Origin of the sequence: Streptomyces longispororuber, from assembly GCF_014656095.1 — a bacterium.
GTDB lineage: Bacteria > Actinomycetota > Actinomycetes > Streptomycetales > Streptomycetaceae > Streptomyces > Streptomyces longispororuber.
Window position 1 is genome coordinate 1 of record NZ_BNBT01000181.1, and the last position, 14,736, is coordinate 14,736.

At 72.9% G+C, this 14,736-nt stretch carries 16 protein-coding genes, 7 tRNA genes and 1 pseudogene; 15 read left to right on the top strand and 9 right to left on the bottom strand.

The window, feature by feature from the left end; genetic code table 11:
- Together IE330_RS34015 and IE330_RS34020 are read left to right on the top strand one after the other, a co-directional pair.
- Positions 1-499: phosphotransferase family protein (locus IE330_RS34015; RefSeq protein WP_190140040.1), on the top strand; the 499-nt coding region annotated here is incomplete at its 5' end.
- Between the two features lie 69 nt (positions 500-568).
- Positions 569-868: a TFIIB-type zinc ribbon-containing protein gene (locus IE330_RS34020; RefSeq protein ID WP_190140041.1), complete on the top strand. Its 300-nt coding sequence runs from the start codon at positions 569-571 to the stop codon at positions 866-868.
- A gap of 54 nt (positions 869-922) precedes the next feature.
- Here the strand turns inward: IE330_RS34020 and IE330_RS34025 are convergent.
- From IE330_RS34025 to IE330_RS34045, 5 genes are all read right to left on the bottom strand, one after another.
- Positions 923-997, bottom strand: a tRNA-Val gene (locus IE330_RS34025).
- 42 nt (positions 998-1,039) lie between these two features.
- Positions 1,040-1,111 (bottom strand) — tRNA-Val (locus tag IE330_RS34030).
- Between the two features lie 50 nt (positions 1,112-1,161).
- Positions 1,162-1,233 (bottom strand) — tRNA-Val (locus IE330_RS34035).
- A 1-nt stretch (position 1,234) separates the two neighbouring features.
- Positions 1,235-1,308 (bottom strand) — tRNA-Cys (locus IE330_RS34040).
- A gap of 40 nt (positions 1,309-1,348) precedes the next feature.
- A tRNA-Gly gene (locus tag IE330_RS34045) sits at positions 1,349-1,421 on the bottom strand.
- Positions 1,422-1,577: 156 nt separating this feature from the next.
- Between IE330_RS34045 and IE330_RS34050 the strand changes: the two genes are divergently transcribed.
- The 3 genes from IE330_RS34050 to IE330_RS34060 all read left to right on the top strand — a co-directional run bounded on the left by IE330_RS34050 (position 1,578) and on the right by IE330_RS34060 (position 4,364).
- A complete protein-coding gene (locus IE330_RS34050; protein WP_190140042.1) occupies positions 1,578-2,621 on the top strand; it encodes a chorismate-binding protein in 1,044 nt (347 codons plus the stop codon).
- Positions 2,618-3,439 carry an aminotransferase class IV gene (locus IE330_RS34055; protein WP_190140043.1) on the top strand — a complete coding sequence of 274 codons (822 nt, stop codon included), beginning with the start codon at positions 2,618-2,620 and terminating at the stop codon, positions 3,437-3,439. Before IE330_RS34050 ends, IE330_RS34055 begins: the two co-directional genes overlap by 4 nt.
- A gap of 97 nt (positions 3,440-3,536) precedes the next feature.
- Positions 3,537-4,364: a GNAT family N-acetyltransferase gene (locus IE330_RS34060; RefSeq protein ID WP_190140044.1), complete on the top strand. Its 828-nt coding sequence runs from the start codon at positions 3,537-3,539 to the stop codon at positions 4,362-4,364.
- A 123-nt stretch (positions 4,365-4,487) separates the two neighbouring features.
- Here the strand turns inward: IE330_RS34060 and IE330_RS34065 are convergent, their stop codons facing one another.
- Positions 4,488-5,009, bottom strand: a complete 522-nt coding sequence (locus IE330_RS34065; protein WP_190140045.1) for a DsbA family protein — start codon at positions 5,007-5,009, stop codon at positions 4,488-4,490.
- Positions 5,010-5,178: 169 nt separating this feature from the next.
- Between IE330_RS34065 and IE330_RS34070 the strand changes: the two genes are divergently transcribed.
- Entirely contained in the window at positions 5,179-5,616 is a 438-nt protein-coding gene (locus tag IE330_RS34070) for a hypothetical protein (RefSeq protein WP_190140046.1), read from the top strand.
- Between the two features lie 285 nt (positions 5,617-5,901).
- Positions 5,902-6,072, top strand: coding sequence for a hypothetical protein (locus tag IE330_RS34075; protein WP_190140047.1), 171 nt, complete (start codon positions 5,902-5,904; stop codon positions 6,070-6,072).
- A 168-nt stretch (positions 6,073-6,240) separates the two neighbouring features.
- On the opposite strand, the pseudogene IE330_RS34080 reads toward IE330_RS34075, so the two are convergent.
- Both IE330_RS34080 and IE330_RS34085 read right to left on the bottom strand, forming a co-directional pair.
- Positions 6,241-6,801: pseudogene (locus tag IE330_RS34080) on the bottom strand (CGNR zinc finger domain-containing protein); the annotation flags it as partial.
- A 207-nt stretch (positions 6,802-7,008) separates the two neighbouring features.
- Positions 7,009-7,422: an SsgA family sporulation/cell division regulator gene (locus IE330_RS34085; protein ID WP_003959770.1), complete on the bottom strand. Its 414-nt coding sequence runs from the start codon at positions 7,420-7,422 to the stop codon at positions 7,009-7,011.
- A 191-nt stretch (positions 7,423-7,613) separates the two neighbouring features.
- Between IE330_RS34085 and IE330_RS34090 the strand changes: the two genes are divergently transcribed.
- The 4 genes from IE330_RS34090 to IE330_RS34105 all read left to right on the top strand — a co-directional run bounded on the left by IE330_RS34090 (position 7,614) and on the right by IE330_RS34105 (position 9,009).
- Positions 7,614-8,060 carry a TIGR02611 family protein gene (locus tag IE330_RS34090; RefSeq protein ID WP_190140049.1) on the top strand — a complete coding sequence of 149 codons (447 nt, stop codon included), beginning with the start codon at positions 7,614-7,616 and terminating at the stop codon, positions 8,058-8,060.
- A 94-nt stretch (positions 8,061-8,154) separates the two neighbouring features.
- A tRNA-Val gene (locus IE330_RS34095) sits at positions 8,155-8,226 on the top strand.
- Between the two features lie 178 nt (positions 8,227-8,404).
- Positions 8,405-8,875, top strand: a complete 471-nt coding sequence (locus IE330_RS34100; RefSeq protein WP_190140050.1) for an SRPBCC family protein — start codon at positions 8,405-8,407, stop codon at positions 8,873-8,875.
- 62 nt (positions 8,876-8,937) lie between these two features.
- Positions 8,938-9,009 (top strand) — tRNA-Val (locus IE330_RS34105).
- Positions 9,010-9,218: 209 nt separating this feature from the next.
- On the opposite strand, the gene IE330_RS34110 is transcribed toward IE330_RS34105, so the two are convergent.
- Positions 9,219-9,944 (bottom strand): 3'-5' exonuclease, encoded by a 726-nt coding sequence (locus IE330_RS34110; protein ID WP_190140051.1) that lies wholly within the window; start codon positions 9,942-9,944, stop codon positions 9,219-9,221.
- 167 nt (positions 9,945-10,111) lie between these two features.
- Between IE330_RS34110 and IE330_RS34115 the strand changes: the two genes are divergently transcribed.
- The 4 genes from IE330_RS34115 to IE330_RS34130 all read left to right on the top strand — a co-directional run bounded on the left by IE330_RS34115 (position 10,112) and on the right by IE330_RS34130 (position 14,690).
- The gene (locus tag IE330_RS34115) at positions 10,112-10,678 is read left to right on the top strand and encodes a DUF4365 domain-containing protein (protein WP_190140052.1); all 567 of its coding nucleotides are present in this window, start codon (positions 10,112-10,114) and stop codon (positions 10,676-10,678) included.
- Positions 10,675-11,946 carry a hypothetical protein gene (locus IE330_RS34120; protein ID WP_373314799.1) on the top strand — a complete coding sequence of 424 codons (1,272 nt, stop codon included), beginning with the start codon at positions 10,675-10,677 and terminating at the stop codon, positions 11,944-11,946. Before IE330_RS34115 ends, IE330_RS34120 begins: the two co-directional genes overlap by 4 nt.
- A gap of 131 nt (positions 11,947-12,077) precedes the next feature.
- The gene (gene thrS / locus IE330_RS34125; protein ID WP_190140053.1) at positions 12,078-14,057 is read left to right on the top strand and encodes a threonine--tRNA ligase; all 1,980 of its coding nucleotides are present in this window, start codon (positions 12,078-12,080) and stop codon (positions 14,055-14,057) included.
- A 72-nt stretch (positions 14,058-14,129) separates the two neighbouring features.
- Entirely contained in the window at positions 14,130-14,690 is a 561-nt protein-coding gene (locus IE330_RS34130) for an HIT family protein (protein WP_190140054.1), read from the top strand.
- The last annotated feature ends 46 nt before the right edge of the window (positions 14,691-14,736 follow it).

The following is a 14,736-nucleotide window of genomic DNA, read 5'->3' on the forward strand; positions in this document are numbered from 1 at the left end:
GGCGACGGCGACGGCCCCGCACCCCGGCGCCCCCGCCGTCGAGCGTGCCTGGTCCGCCCTGCCGCCCTGGGCCCGCGCCGAAGCCCCGGCCCCGGGCCCGCCGCGCCTGTGCCACGGCGACCTGCACCTGGGGCAGCTCGTCCGCGCCCGGGGCCGCTGGCTGCTGATCGACATCGACGACCTGGGGCTCGGCGACCCCGCCTGGGACCTGGCGCGGCCCGCCGCCTGGTACGCCTGCGGCCTGCTGGGCGCGGGGGAGTGGACGCGGTTCCTGGACGCGTACCGCGCGGCGGGCGGCCCCGCCGTTCCCGCCACCGGCGACCCCTGGCCGGTGCTCGACGTCCCGGCCCGCGCGCTGACCGCGCAGACGGCGGCGCTGGCGATCGCCAAGGCGACCGCGGCGGGCCGCGCCCTGGACGAGGTCGAGCGGGACGTCGTCGACGCCTGCCGCCGGATGGCCGCCGTCCCGCCCGGCCCCGCGCCCAGGGGCACGAAGTAGGGTGCAACGCACCGAAGCCGGGCAGACGCCCGGTGAAACCGTCATGACCGACGAGGAGTTGGACCGCCCATGCACTGTCCCAAGTGCCACGCGCCGATGCACACGTACAACCGCAACGGCGTCCAGATCGAGCAGTGCAGCGGGTGCCGGGGGATATTCCTGGACTACGGGGAGCTGGAGTCCCTGACGCGCCTGGAGGGCCAGTGGAGCGCCCACCAGGCCCCGCCCGCGCCGCCCGTCCCGCCGCAGGGCTACCCGGCGGCGCCCGCCCCCGCCTGGGGCGCCCCGGCCGCCGGCCACCACGGGCACTACGACCACCACGGCCACAAGCGGCACAAGAGCTTCGGCCACATGCTGTTCTCGTCGTGACACGCTGACACGACGAAGCCCCCGGCCGATTCCCGGCCGGGGGCTTCGTGGAGCTGGTGCGCGATACTGGGATTGAACCAGTGACCTCTTCCGTGTCAGGGAAGCGCTCTCCCGCTGAGCTAATCGCGCGGGACCATCGGCGGGCGTGAACCCGCAGGTGGGGGCGGTGCGTGCGCGATACTGGGATTGAACCAGTGACCTCTTCCGTGTCAGGGAAGCGCTCTCCCGCTGAGCTAATCGCGCGGGGAAACCTCTGGTGACCAGGCCGCGAGGGCCATGATCAGAGATTCCAGTGGACGATACTGGGATTGAACCAGTGACCTCTTCCGTGTCAGGGAAGCGCTCTCCCGCTGAGCTAATCGTCCTTGGAGGTGGAGACGGGATTTGAACCCGTGTAGACGGCTTTGCAGGCCGTTGCCTCGCCTCTCGGCCACTCCACCAGGAGTACGGGGTGTCGGGAAGATCCCCCGCGTTCCTGCGAGCGGACGACCAGGTTCGAACTGGCGACCTCAACCTTGGCAAGGTTGCGCTCTACCAACTGAGCTACGTCCGCTTGTCTTTCCCGGTCCGCTTCCGCGTCCCGGCGACGTGTTGAACTCTAGCGGATTCCTGGGCCAGCACAAAAACGCGTTTACGCAGCGTGCTGCGCTGCCGCCCTGGTCACCCGGGCCCGGGGCACCGCGACGGCGCCGGTCATAGACTCGCAGCCGTGCACGACCTGTCTCCTCTGGCCCGCTTCGGCGGCCTTGTCGCGACCGAGCTGCGCGACGTGACCAGCGACCCTTCCGCCCTGGACAGCCGGGGCTTCTGGGCTGTCTGCGCGGACTTCGAGGGCCGTCTGGTCTGCGCCCGCTTCGGCCGGGTGCGCGAGGAGCCGGTGCCCGCCCCCGCGCCCGGCGCCTGGCACGGCCCGGCGGCCGGTGACTGGACGACCTCCCTCGACCGCGCCGCGTACACGGACGGGGTGCGCCGCGTGCGCGCGCACATCGCGGCCGGGGACGTCTACCAGGCGAACCTCTGCCGCGTCCTGTCCGCGCCCGTGCCCGCCGACGCCGACGTGGACGCGCTGACCGCCCTCCTCGCGCGCGGGAACCCCGCCCCGTACGCAGGAACGATTCGCCTGCCCGGGCACGGCGTCGAGGTCGCCACCGCATCGCCCGAGCTGTTCCTGCGCCGCACCGGCGGTGTCGTCGAGTCCGGGCCGATCAAGGGCACCGCGCGCACCGAGGCGGACCTCCTGGACAAGGACTACGCCGAGAACGTGATGATCGTCGACCTGGTCCGCAACGACCTCGGGCGCGTCTGCGCGACCGGCACCGTCACCGTGCCCGAGCTGTGCGTCGTGGAGAAGCACCCCGGCCTCGTCCACCTCGTCTCCACCGTTCGCGGCGAGCTGCGCGCCGGGGCGGGCTGGCCGGAGCTGCTCGACGCCGCCTTCCCGCCCGGTTCCGTCACCGGCGCCCCCAAGTCCAGCGCCCTGCGGATCATCGACACCCTGGAGACGGCACCGCGCGGCCCCTACTGCGGCGGCATCGGCTGGGTCGACGCCGACCGGCGCACGGGCGAGCTGGCCGTCGGCATCCGCACCTTCTGGATCGACCGGGCCGCGGGGGCCCTGCGCTTCGGCACGGGCGCCGGCATCACCTGGGGCTCCGACCCCGAGGGGGAGTGGCGCGAGACCGAGCTCAAGGCCGAGCGGCTGCTGGCGGTAGCGTCGGGCACGTACCAACCAACGGGAGGGACCCCTTCGTGAAGATATGGATCGACGGTGGCCTGCACGACCTCGCGTCGGCGCGCGTCTCCGTCCTCGACCACGGCCTGACCGTCGGCGACGGCGTCTTCGAGACGGTGAAGGCGGTCGGCGGGCGGCCCTTCGCGCTCACCCGCCACCTCGACCGGCTCGCCCGCTCCGCGCGCGGACTCGGTCTGCCCGAGCCGGACCTGGACGAGGTCCGCCGCGCGAGCGCCGCCGTCCTCGACGCCAACCCCGCGGCCCTGGGCCGCCTGCGCATCACCTACACCGGCGGCCTCTCCCCGCTCGGCTCGGACCGCGGCGACCACGGCCCGACCCTCGTCGTCGCCCTCGACGAGACCGCGCGCAGGCCCGACTCCACCGCCGTGATCACCGTCCCGTGGACCCGCAACGAGCGCGGCGCCCTGACCGGCCTGAAGACCACCTCGTACGCCGAGAACGTGCTCGCGCTCGCCCGCGCCACCGAACAGGGCGCGAGCGAGGCACTGTTCGCCAACACCGCGGGACGGCTGTGCGAGGGCACCGGCTCGAACGTCTTCGTCGTCCTCGACGGCGAGATCCACACCCCGCCGGTGGCCTCCGGCTGCCTCGCGGGCGTCACCCGCGCCCTGACCCTGGAGTGGACCGGCGCCCGGGAGACCGACCTGCCCCTCGACGTCCTCGACCGGGCCGACGAGGTCTTCCTCACCTCCACGCTGCGCGACGTCCAGGCCGTCCACCGCGTCGACGGCCGCGACCTGCCCGGCGCCCCCGGCCCGGTGACCGCCAAGGCGATGCGGGTCTTCGCCGAGCGCGCCGCCGACGACCTGGACCCCTGACGCCAGGCGGCCCGGCCCGGCCGGAGCCGGGGAAGCCGGACCGGTGGTGCCGGAAATACGGATGACGCGGGGGCGCGGGGCGGGTACAACACCCGTGATGACCACGACTCTGCGGCCGACCGGGCCGCTGCAGCAGAACGCTGAGGACGGCACCACGTCGCGCATCTACGACGTGTGCGTGAACAGCCGGCCCGTCGGCCGGATCCACCTGGCCACCCACCCGGTCTTCGGGTCCCGCGTCGCCCGGATCCTGGACCTGCGGATCGACGAGCCGGACCGCCACCGCGGCCGCGGCACCGTGGCCGCCCTCGCCGCCGAGGAAGTGGCGCGCGGCTGGGGCTGCGCCCGCGTCGAGGCGACCGTGCCCACGACCGCCCCGGACGCCCTCGGCCTCGCCACCGCGCTCGGCTACGTGGAGCGCGGCCGCCGCCTGGCCAAAGCACTGCCGTCGCGGCCGCCCGCGCTGCCCGACGGCGTCCGGGCGCGGCCGATGACGGAGCCGGAGTACACCGCCTGGGCCGCGCACGCGAAGGCGGAGTACGCCCGCGACTGGGCCGAGCGCGGCGTCCCCGACGACCAGGCCCGCGCCAAGGCCGAACGGGAGTACGCCCGCTCCCTGCCCGACGGGCTCGCCACCCCCGGCGCCCGGCTGAGCGTCCTGCTCCACGAGGACACGGCGGTCGGCACGCTGTGGCTCGCCGAGCAGGACGGCGACGGCTTCGTGTACGACGTCGAGGTGGGCCCGGAGCACCGCGGGCGCGGCCACGGCCGGTCCCTGATGCTGGTCGCCGAGGCCCAGTGCCTGGAGGAGGGCCGCTCCCGCGTCGCCCTGCACGTGTTCGCGGGCAACACCGCGGCCCTGCGCCTGTACGAGTCCCTCGGCTACGAGGCGGTGGAGTACCACCTGTACAAACCGCTGCTCTGACGCGGCTGTCCCGCGCCGCGCCAGGCCGGTCGTCCATGAGGGGGCGTGGCCGGGGCCGGTGTGCCCGAGCGCGTGTACGCGGCTGGGGGACAGGGACCGGCCGCCGCGCGGGTTCCGGAGGGCTCAGCCCTGGGCGAGGAGCCGGTCGGTGATCTCCTCGACGCGCTCGCGCAGGCCCTCCTGGCTCTTGCCGCCGTCGAGGCGCTCCCCGCCGACGACGTACGTCGGCGTCCCGGTGACGCCGATCGCCTTGCCCTCGGCCTGGTCGGCGTCGACGATCAGGATGTGCCGCCCGTCCACCAGCGCGGTGTCGAACTCCTCGGCGTCCAGGCCCAGTTCCCGCGCCACCTGGACCAGGAAGGGCTCGCCCGCGCGGTCCAGCTCCTCGACCCGGGCCAGCACCGCCTCGACGTACTCCCAGCCCTTGCCCTGCTCCAGCGCCTCCTCGGCGGCCTGCGCGGCGGCGAAGGCGTGCCGGTGCTTCTCCAGCGGGAAGTGGCGAAGGCGCAGCTCGGCGCGGTCGCCGTAGCGCTCCCGCAGGGCGCGTACGTCGTCCAGGGCGGTGCGGCAGTCGGGGCACTGCAGCTCGCACCAGACCTCGATGACGACGGGGCTGGCGGGACCGGTGGCGGAAGAGTCGTTCATGCGCACAGTCTCCCAGCCCTCCGCGCCGCCACCGGCACCTGGGGAGGAGGGGCTACCCGGATATCTCCCTGATGTCCGCCCTACGCCGTGGCCTCACGGCCCCGGACCGGTGCAGGATGGAGAGGAGACAAGCGAGACCGCACCGCGCCCGCACGCCTGGAGGACCGGGATGATTGCCGAGACCATCTGCTCCGCCGTCGCCGCGGCCGGCCTCGGCATAGCCGCCGTCACGGCGTACCGCAAGCGCTTCCTCGCCGCCGCCCGCCTCGCCGCCTACGCCCTGGTCCCCCTGGGCCTGGTGATGACCGGAGCCGTCGAGTGGGCCGCCGACACGGCCTTCAGCCCGGTCGCCTGGGCGGGCTTCGGCGTCCTCGGCGCCGCGTGGCTGCTGTTCACGGCGACCCGCGCGGCCGAGCGCCGCTCCGGGGGCACCCGCAAGGAGCGCAGGGCCGCGGCCAAGGCCGCCCGGCGGGACGCCGTCGCCCCCGCGGCCTCGGCGCCCTCCCTGGCCGGGACCGCCCGGCCCGCCGCCAAGCCGAAGCAGACGGCGGCGCCCGCGGAGGACTTCAGCGACATCGAGGCCATCCTCAAGAAGCACGGGATATGACGAGAAGCACGGGATATGACCGAGGACGCGCGACGGCACAGGGGCCGCGACCCTGAGGGACCCTAGGGGCCCCGACAGCCGTTCCCGCCCCGGCACGGGCCCCCGCAGGGGGACCCCCGGTGCGGAGCGGGGTCCCCGGTTCGAGCGTATCCGCGGACACCGCGCCCGGCTGTGCCCGGTCGGGCCCGGCCGGGCCCGCCAAGGGCACGGCACGCGGCGAACTGCCCTGCCGGGGTCGCGGGTTGCTCCCCACGCGGGCCCGCGCTGCGCCATCATCACCGCGAGATGCTGGACACCACCACACAGAGCGACCCCGCCCCCTCCGACGGGCACGGAACCGCCGACGAACCGCGAGGCTGCCTCTTCGCCCTCTCCCAGCCCCCGCTGATGATCTTCCTGGCGGTGATCGGCTGCCTGCTGCTCATGGCCTCACTGCACGACCTTTTCCTGCTCTAGTCCCTGCTCCAGTGCCTCCGGCCCCCGAGCTGCCGTCCCCGCCGCATCCGGCGCCGCGCCCTGCGCCGCGTCCCGGGCACCGTCGTGTGCCGCGTCCTGCGTCCGGCCCCGCACGCCGTCGTGTGCGGCGTCCCGCGCCCCGTCCTGCACGCCCTCCTGTTCGAGTTCCGCCGCCTCCCTCCGCCGGGCGCGGTAGGCGGCGACGTGCAGCCGGTTGCCGCAGGTGCGGCTGTCGCAGTAGCGGCGGGAGCGGTTCCGCGACAGGTCGATGAAGGCCCGGCGGCAGTCCGGTGCCTCGCAGCGGCGCAGCCGCTCCTGCTCGCCGGCGACGACGAAGAAGGCCAGCGCCATGCCGCAGTCGGCCGCCAGGTGGTCGGCGACGGAGGCGCCCGGGGCGAAGTAGTGCACGTGCCAGTCGTAGCCGTCGTGGTCCGTCAGGCGCGGCGTGGTGCCCGCGGCGGCGACCAGCTCGTTCAGCAGGGCGGCCGCGACGTGCGGCTCGGTGGCCGCGAAGACCTCGGCGAACCGGCGACGGATGTGGCGCACCCCCGCGAGATCCCGCTCCGTGAGCACCCCGACGTCGCTGATCGCGTGGGACCGGACGAACTCGCGCAGGGCCTCGACGTCCCCGAGCCCCTCGGCGCTGCCGTCGCTCTCGTCGTCCGGCGCGGAGTTCACCAGATCGACCACGGCGTCGAGCGCACACCTGGTGTCATGGGTGATCAGCACGATTCGCTCCCTGGCCTGATGAGGGTCGGGCGGGCGCCCGCCTGATGCTGGCCGATGCTAGCGGCTCACGCCCCGCACGCCACGGCGCCGGAGCCGCGGAATTCCGCGGCACCGGCGCCGGTGTCTGCTGTGCCTTGCTATGTCGTTGTCGTACCCGCGTCGTCTCCCCGAGTCGGACGGCGCCGGGCGGCTCCCGGACGGGCCGGACTAGCTTTCGGCCAAAATGTGCGAGAGCTCCGTGTCGAGATCGAAGTGGCGGTGTTCCGTGCCGGGTGGCACGGCCGCGTCGGTTCGCTTCAGGAACGATTCCAGGGCCCGCGCCGGGGCCTCGAGCAGAGCCTCGCCCTCCGGAGAGCTCAGGGCGATGCAGACGACACCCTGACCGTGGCTGCGGGACGGCCAGACGCGGACGTCGCCGGTGCCGGTGGGCCGGTGCAGGCCCTCGGCGAGAAGGTCGCGGGCGAACACCCACTCGACGGTCTCCTCGGCTCCGGTGTGGAAGGTGGCGTGCACGGCATAGGGATCGGCCGTGTCATACCGCAGCCCCGCGGGTACAGGCAGTGAGGACTCGCTCGACACAACGAGGCGCAGGTGCAGCTCGCAGCTGACCGTGGTGTTCATAAGCGCCAAGGCCTTTCGCTCAGTGTGCGCTCGGGGATTCGCACGTCGGCGAAATCGACATGCCACCTACGGTGCCGTTGTAAACCCCTCTGAGGGTTTTGCGTGTCTTTAGGTGCCTCGTATGGCGGATTGCCCCAATGGTTCGTACGGCCATTCCGGTGACGCGTTTCCGTCCGGTAGGGTTTGGCGACATGAATACGGGGAGTAACGAGCCGGTCGTTGCGGACTCGCCCGAGGGCGCGGCGGGCGGGACCAAGCCCGAGAAGCCCTTCGGATCGCGAGCGCCGGAGTTCATCAAGGCGCGCCGAGCGCTGCACCTGAGCTGGCAGGTCGGCGTCTTCATCGTCGGCCTCGCGGTCGTGGTGGTCGGCATCATCATGCTGCCGCTGCCGGGCCCCGGCTGGGTGGTGATCTTCGGCGGCATGGCGATCTGGGCCACCGAGTTCGTCTGGGCGCAGTTGGTGCTCCGCTGGACGAAACGGAAGGTCACCGAGGCGGCACAGCGCGCACTCGACCCCAAGGTGCGCCGCCGCAACATCATCCTCACGACGATCGGACTCGTGATCGTCGCCGCGCTCGCCGCGGTCTACCTCTCCAAGTACGGCCTGGAGATGCCCTGGAAGATCAACGACCAGTGAGCCACCCCCCGGCGGAGCGCCCGCGCCCGCCGGGGCCCGTCGGGCAGGTGGTCGGAGGCACCCTCTGACATGGGGTAATGTTCTCTCTGCGCCCGGGCGATTAGCTCAGTGGGAGAGCGCTTCGTTCACACCGAAGAGGTCACTGGTTCGAACCCAGTATCGCCCACCCGGGATTGTGGCCCGGAGGCTGGAAACAGCCTCCGGGTCACTGTCGTACGTGACGGCCTTTCACAAAAGGCGCGAGGGCCGCACCGCCCGGAATAACTGCTTCCCATTTCTGCCGAGTTGGTGCCGGACGCCGCCGCGGGGAGCCGGATCGCGTTCCGGGGCAGCACACTTGGCGCATGGACTGGTGTCATTACCGCTTTCGCAGCGTATGGAATCTGCCCGCCGAACCCGCCGTCGTGTACGCGACGCTGGAGCGGGCCGAGGACTACCCGGCCTGGTGGCCGCAGGTGCGCGAGGTGGCCCCGCTCGACGAGCGCACCGGCACCGCGCGGTTCCGCTCCTTCCTGCCGTACGACCTCGTCGTCACCGCCCGCGAGCAGAGCCGGGACCCCGAGCGCGGCATCCTCGCGATCACCATGACCGGGGATCTCGACGGCTGGGCCCGCTGGACCCTGGCGCCCGCCCCCGGCGGCACCACCCGCGCCCGCTACGACCAGGAAGTCGACGTCCGCAAACCCTTGCTGCGGCGCCTCGCCGTCCCCGGCAGGCCCCTGCTCCGCCTCAACCACGCCGCGATGATGCGCGCCGGCAGACGGGGTCTCGCCGCGTACCTGGACCGGCGGCGGCCGCCCGCGGGGCCCCGCTGAGGGGGGCCGGGCGGGCGGTTTGAACGAAGGGCGCCCGGACCTGTATTGTTCAGTGCGTTCCCGGGCGATTAGCTCAGTGGGAGAGCGCTTCGTTCACACCGAAGAGGTCACTGGTTCGAACCCAGTATCGCCCACCCGGAGAATGCCGGTCCGTCCTCGACGGGCCGGTTTTTTCATGCCACGACCACGCGCCGCGCATGCCGGAACCCCGCGCCGCTCCTACGCTGCCCGCGCCCCGCTCCTGCGGTGCCCGCGCCCGGCTCCTGCCGCCGACGCGACCGCGTACCCCGTGCCTGCGTACACCGCGACCGTACGGTGCCGTCGTTCCTCGTAGCGTTGCGCCTCAGGCAGCCGCCGGCAGGTCCGGGCGCAGTGGCCACGCCGGGTCCACCGCCTCCGGCGACCCGCTGCGCGCGAACCAGGCCTGCAGCCCCCGCGCCTGCGCCGCGTGCCACACCGCCTGCAGCGTGTGCAGCTCGGCGGGGGACAGCCGGTCGAGCCGTGCCGCGTACCGGCGGCCGATGGCGCGGACCAGGTCCAGCGCCGCCTGCGCGTCGGCCGCCGCGTCATGAGCCCCGCTCAACTCCACCCCGTACAGCTCGCACAGGTCCGACAGCGTGCGCCGGCCCTTGCGGTAGCGGTCCAGGTGCCGGTCCAGGACCCGCGGGTCGAGGACGCACAGCGAACGGTTCTCGATGTACCGCGCGAGCGACGAGGCGCGGTGCCTGCGCAACTCGCGGTCCAGCAGCGTCAGGTCGAACGGCGCGTTCATCACCACCAGGGGCCGGCCCGCCGCCCCCTGCTCCGCCAGCTCCCGTCCGACCTCCTCCATCACCGGCGCGGGCCAGCGGCCGTTGCGCTCCAGGTGCTCCTGCGTCAGACCGTGCACCGCCGTCGCCGCCTGCGGCACCGGCACACCCGGATTCACCAGCCAGCGCGTCACCCGCGGGCGGGCCCCCGCGCCGTTCTGCACGACGACGGCGGCCGACACGATCCGGTCGGTCTCCACGTCGACACCCGTCGTCTCCGTGTCGAATGCGGCCAAGGGCCCCTCGTACCAGCACGTCATAGCGACGCAACTCCTCGTCCTGACTTGGCAGTTGACCTCCGCTCCCGCCCCACGCAGGTGATACCCGGGCCGTTTGCGCCGAACCCGACGAGGAGACAACACAGGTACGGAGCCGGATGGTTGACGGCTCAAGCGGGGATTTCACCGGTTCGGAAGGGCTCCTGCACATGACGCTCGCGCAGCCCGAACAGGGCGGGCTGCTGCCCGAGCGGAGCGCACCGCCGCGCGGCACACTCGCCACCACCGCCTGCATGGAGACCCTTCAGGTGGGCTATCTGCACGCGGTCGCCGCGGCGGCGGGGTGCTCCCTCTCGCAGCCCTTCCCGGACAACGGCATCGACTGGCACCTCAGCCACAGCGCCCCCGGCCACACCGTCGACGACGAGGTCACCATCAAGGTGCAGCTCAAGTGCACCTACCAGGTCCCGCCCCGGCCGCCGGGCGCCGCCTTCTCCTTCACCCTGGACAACGCCCACCTGGAGAAGCTCGCCCGCACCCCCGTGGCGGTCCACAAGATACTGGTCGTCATGCTCGTGCCCCGGTCCCGTGACGACTGGCTGCGCGCCTCTCACGACCGCCTCGACCTGCGCCACTGCTGCTATTGGACCAACCTCGCCGGCCACCCCGTGACCGGCCGGCGCCGCACCACCGTCCGCGTCCCCACCACGCGGATCTTCGACGACCACGCCCTCTGCGAGATCATGACGCGCGTCGGCACGGGAGGGAGACCCTGATGCACCGCCCGATCGACGACCCGGCCCCCGTACGCGGCGACCGCCACCCCACCACCGCGCTCCCCGCGCCCGGGAGCCGCGCCGTGCCGCCCCACGCCACCGACGCCTGGCCCGAGCCGCCCGACCCCGCGCGCGTCGACCCCGCCGTGCTCGCCGCCCTCCTGCACCGCTACGGCTGGCAGCGCCGCGGCGGCGCCCCCGGACGCTACGCGCGCTGGACCCCGCCCGGCCCCGGCGGCCGCGGCACCAGCCTCCTCGTCCCCGAGGACCGCGCCTACCCCGACAGCGGCGACCTCCTCGGCGAGGCCCTCACTGCCCTCGCCCGCAGCGAGTCCCCCGCCGCCCGCGACGTCCTCGTCCAGCTCGCCGTACCCAGCGACGAGATCCGCTGGTGGCGCGACGTGCCCACCGGGCCCGCGGGCGCCGCGCCCTGGACCGCCGGGGAGCACCTGCGCACCGCCGCCGAGCGGATGCTGTTCGCCGAGGTGCTCGCCGCCCGCGAGCGCGCCGCGCACCACGGCGCCCGGCACCGCCGCGCCGCCGCCGCGGCCCTGGAGCACGTCCTCGTAGCACCGGCCTCCGACGGCGGCCGGCTGACCGCCTTCGTGCCCGTCGCCGCGGCCCGGCCCCTCGCCGTACATCTGCACCAAGCGCTCCACGCCGCCCGCGAGGCGGTCGACTACCGGCGCGCCACCGGCTCCCTGGACGCCTTCACCGGCGCCGTCGCGGCAGGCGTCAGCCACGAGCTGCTGGAGGCGGTCGTCGCCCTGGTCCGCGGCACCGAGGGCGCCCGCGTGCACATCGCCTGGTCACCCGCCGCGGGCGTGCCCGACGGCTGCGCCGCCGCCGAGCCCGTCGAGTTCTCGCCCGGGGACCTCCCGGCCCTGCGCGAGGCGGGCGCCCGGTATCTGCGCGAGGAGCCGTCCGTGCCGGTGCGGATCACCGGCGCGGTGGTGCGCATGCGCCGCTCCGGCCCGCGCGGCCCGGGCACCGTACGGGTCCGTGTGCTGGCCGGCGCGGAGGTCCCGCACGTGCGGATGTCCCTGGACGAGGAGGCGTACCGCATCGCCGGCCACGCCCACCTCGTGGGACTGCCGGTGCGGGTGCACGGGCGCCTGGAGAGCCGCGGTGGCTTCCGCAGGCTCACCGGGGTCACCACCGTGGTGCCGGTGCAGGTCGACGACGCCGAGCGGGACCGGCTCATGAAGGCGGTCCAGGAGCACGCGGAGGTCATGGCCTTCTTCGAGGAGGCCTGCGGCACCGACTGAGCGCGGACGTGGCGGGGCGGGCCGCGCGGGAACAGGGACAACCGTTTCGCGGTGGGCGCCCGGGGCTCGGTACGATTCGTTGCGCGCGCAGGCGAGGATCTGCGGCAGCCCCCATCAGGCAGGAGAGACCGGTGTCAGACGTCCGTGTGATCATCCAACGCGATTCCGAGCGGGAAGAGCGCGTGGTGACCACGGGCACCACGGCCGCCCAGCTCTTCGAGGGCGAGCGCACCGTCGTCGCCGCGCGCGTCGGCGGCGAGCTCAAGGACCTCGCGTACGAGATCCGGGACGGCGAGGAGGTCGAGCCCGTCGAGATCTCCTCCGAGGACGGCCTGAACATCCTGCGCCACTCCACCGCGCACGTCATGGCGCAGGCCGTGCAGGAGCTGTTCCCCGAGGCCAAGCTCGGCATCGGCCCGCCCATCCGGGACGGCTTCTACTACGACTTCGACGTCAAGGAGCCCTTCACCCCCGAGGACCTCAAGCGCATCGAGAAGAAGATGCAGGAGATCCAGAAGCGGGGCCAGCGCTTCTCGCGCCGCGTCACCACCGACGACGACGCCCGCGTCGAGCTCGCCGACGAGCCCTACAAGCTGGAGCTCATCGGCCTCAAGGGCAACGCCGCGCAGGCCGCCGACGGCGCCGACGCCGAGGTGGGCGCGGGTGAGCTGACCATCTACGACAACCTGGACGCCAAGACCGGCGAGCTGTGCTGGAAAGACCTCTGCCGCGGTCCGCACCTGCCCACCACCCGGAACATCCCGGCGTTCAAGCTGATGCGCTCCGCCGCCGCGTACTGGCGCGGCAGTGAGAAGAACCCGCAGCTCCAGCGCATCTACGGCACCGCCTGGCCCTCCAAGGACGAGCTGAAGGCGCACCTGGAGTTCCTCGCCGAGGCGGAGGCGCGTGATCACCGCAAGCTCGGCGCGGAGCTGGACCTGTTCTCCTTCCCGGAGGAGCTGGGCCCGGGCCTCGCGGTCTTCCACCCCAAGGGCGGCGTGATCCGCAAGGTGATGGAGGACTACTCCCGCAAGCGGCACGAGGACTCCGGCTACGAGTTCGTGAACACCCCGCACATCTCGAAGGAGAAGCTCTTCGAGACCTCGGGGCACCTGCCGCACTACGCGGAGGGCATGTTCCCGGCGATCGAGTTCGACGAGCAGAACTACCGCCTCAAGGCGATGAACTGCCCCATGCACAACCTGATCTTCAAGTCGCGCGGGCGCTCCTACCGCGAGCTGCCGCTGCGTCTCTTCGAGTTCGGCACCGTGTACCGGTACGAGAAGTCGGGCGTCGTGCACGGTCTGACCCGCTCGCGTGGGTTCACCCAGGACGACTCGCACATCTACTGCACCAAGGAGCAGATGGCGGAGGAGCTGGACAAGCTCCTCACCTTCGTCCTCGACCTGCTGCGCGACTACGGTCTGAACGAGTTCGAGCTGGAGCTGTCCACCCGCGACGACTCCGACAAGTTCATCGGCTCGGACGAGGACTGGGCCGAGGCCACGGAGGCGCTGCGCGCCGCCGCCGAGAAGCAGAACCTGCCGCTCGTGCCGGACCCGGGCGGGGCCGCGTACTACGGGCCGAAGATCTCGGTGCAGGCGAAGGACGCGATCGGCCGGTCCTGGCAGATGTCGACCCTCCAGGTGGACTTCAACCAGCCGAAGCGCTTCGGTCTTGAGTACACCGCCGCGGACGGCACCAAGCAGCAGCCGGTCATGCTGCACCGCGCGCTGTTCGGCTCGATCGAGCGTTTCTTCGGCGTGCTTCTTGAGCACTACGCGGGCGCGTTCCCGGCGTGGCTCGCGCCGGTGCAGGCCGTGGGCATCCCGGTCGGGGACGCGCACGTGCCGTACCTCCAGGAGTTCGCGGAGGAGGCGCGGAAGCGGGGGCTGCGGGTCGAGGTGGACGCCTCGTCGGACCGGATGCAGAAGAAGATCCGCAACGCGCAGAAGTCCAAGGTGCCCTTCATGATCATCGTCGGTGACGACGACATGAACGCGGGCGCGGTGTCCTTCCGCTACCGCGACGGGTCGCAGGAGAACGGGATTCCCCACGACGAGGCGATCGCCAAGCTCGTCGACGTGGTGGAGCGCCGAGCCCAGGTCTGAGCCACGGCCGGGAACGGAGTTCGGGGGCGGCCCTGCTCAGGGCCGCCCCTCGGCACACCTCCGGCGGCGAATATGCTGGCCACCATGACGAGTGAGCCGGAGCAGCAGATCGGAGTCGGGACGCAGGACGCCTTCCAGCGCCTGTGGACGCCTCACCGGATGGCGTACATCCAAGGGGAGAACAAGCCGACCGGTTCGGGGGCCGACGACGGCTGCCCGTTCTGCTCCATCCCGGCCAAGTCGGACGAGGACGGGCTCGTCCTCAAGCGGGGCGAGTACGTGTACGCGGTGCTCAACCTCTACCCGTACAACGGCGGGCACCTGATGACGGTGCCGTACCGGCACGTCGCCGACTACACGGAGCTGACGGGGCCGGAGACGCTGGAGCTGGCGGAGCTGACCAAGCAGGCGATGACCGCGCTGCGCACGGCGTCGGGCGCGCACGGCTTCAACCTGGGCATGAACCAGGGCTCGGTCGCGGGCGCGGGGATCGCCGCCCATCTGCACCAGCACATCGTCCCGCGCTGGGGCGGCGACACGAACTTCATGCCCGTGGTCGGGCACACCAAGGTGCTGCCGCAGCTCCTGGGCGACACCCGCAGGATGCTCGCGGAGGCCTGGCCCGCCGCGTAGGGACGACGGCGTACGGGAAGGGGCGGTGCGATCGGCCGATCGCACC

Bases quoted from the DNA above. Each gene is read 5' to 3' on its own strand.
- IE330_RS34020 (WP_190140041.1), top strand. From the start codon at position 569: ATGCACTGTCCCAAGTGCCACGCGCCGATGCACACGTACAACCGCAAC.
- IE330_RS34060 (WP_190140044.1), top strand. From the start codon at position 3,537: ATGACCACGACTCTGCGGCCGACCGGGCCGCTGCAGCAGAACGCTGAG.
- IE330_RS34065 (WP_190140045.1), bottom strand. From the start codon at position 5,009: ATGAACGACTCTTCCGCCACCGGTCCCGCCAGCCCCGTCGTCATCGAG.
- IE330_RS34070 (WP_190140046.1), top strand. From the start codon at position 5,179: ATGATTGCCGAGACCATCTGCTCCGCCGTCGCCGCGGCCGGCCTCGGC.
- IE330_RS34075 (WP_190140047.1), top strand. From the start codon at position 5,902: ATGCTGGACACCACCACACAGAGCGACCCCGCCCCCTCCGACGGGCAC.
- IE330_RS34085 (WP_003959770.1), bottom strand. From the start codon at position 7,422: ATGAACACCACGGTCAGCTGCGAGCTGCACCTGCGCCTCGTTGTGTCG.
- IE330_RS34090 (WP_190140049.1), top strand. From the start codon at position 7,614: ATGAATACGGGGAGTAACGAGCCGGTCGTTGCGGACTCGCCCGAGGGC.
- IE330_RS34100 (WP_190140050.1), top strand. From the start codon at position 8,405: ATGGACTGGTGTCATTACCGCTTTCGCAGCGTATGGAATCTGCCCGCC.
- IE330_RS34110 (WP_190140051.1), bottom strand. From the start codon at position 9,944: ATGACGTGCTGGTACGAGGGGCCCTTGGCCGCATTCGACACGGAGACG.
- IE330_RS34115 (WP_190140052.1), top strand. From the start codon at position 10,112: ATGACGCTCGCGCAGCCCGAACAGGGCGGGCTGCTGCCCGAGCGGAGC.
- IE330_RS34130 (WP_190140054.1), top strand. From the start codon at position 14,130: ATGCTGGCCACCATGACGAGTGAGCCGGAGCAGCAGATCGGAGTCGGG.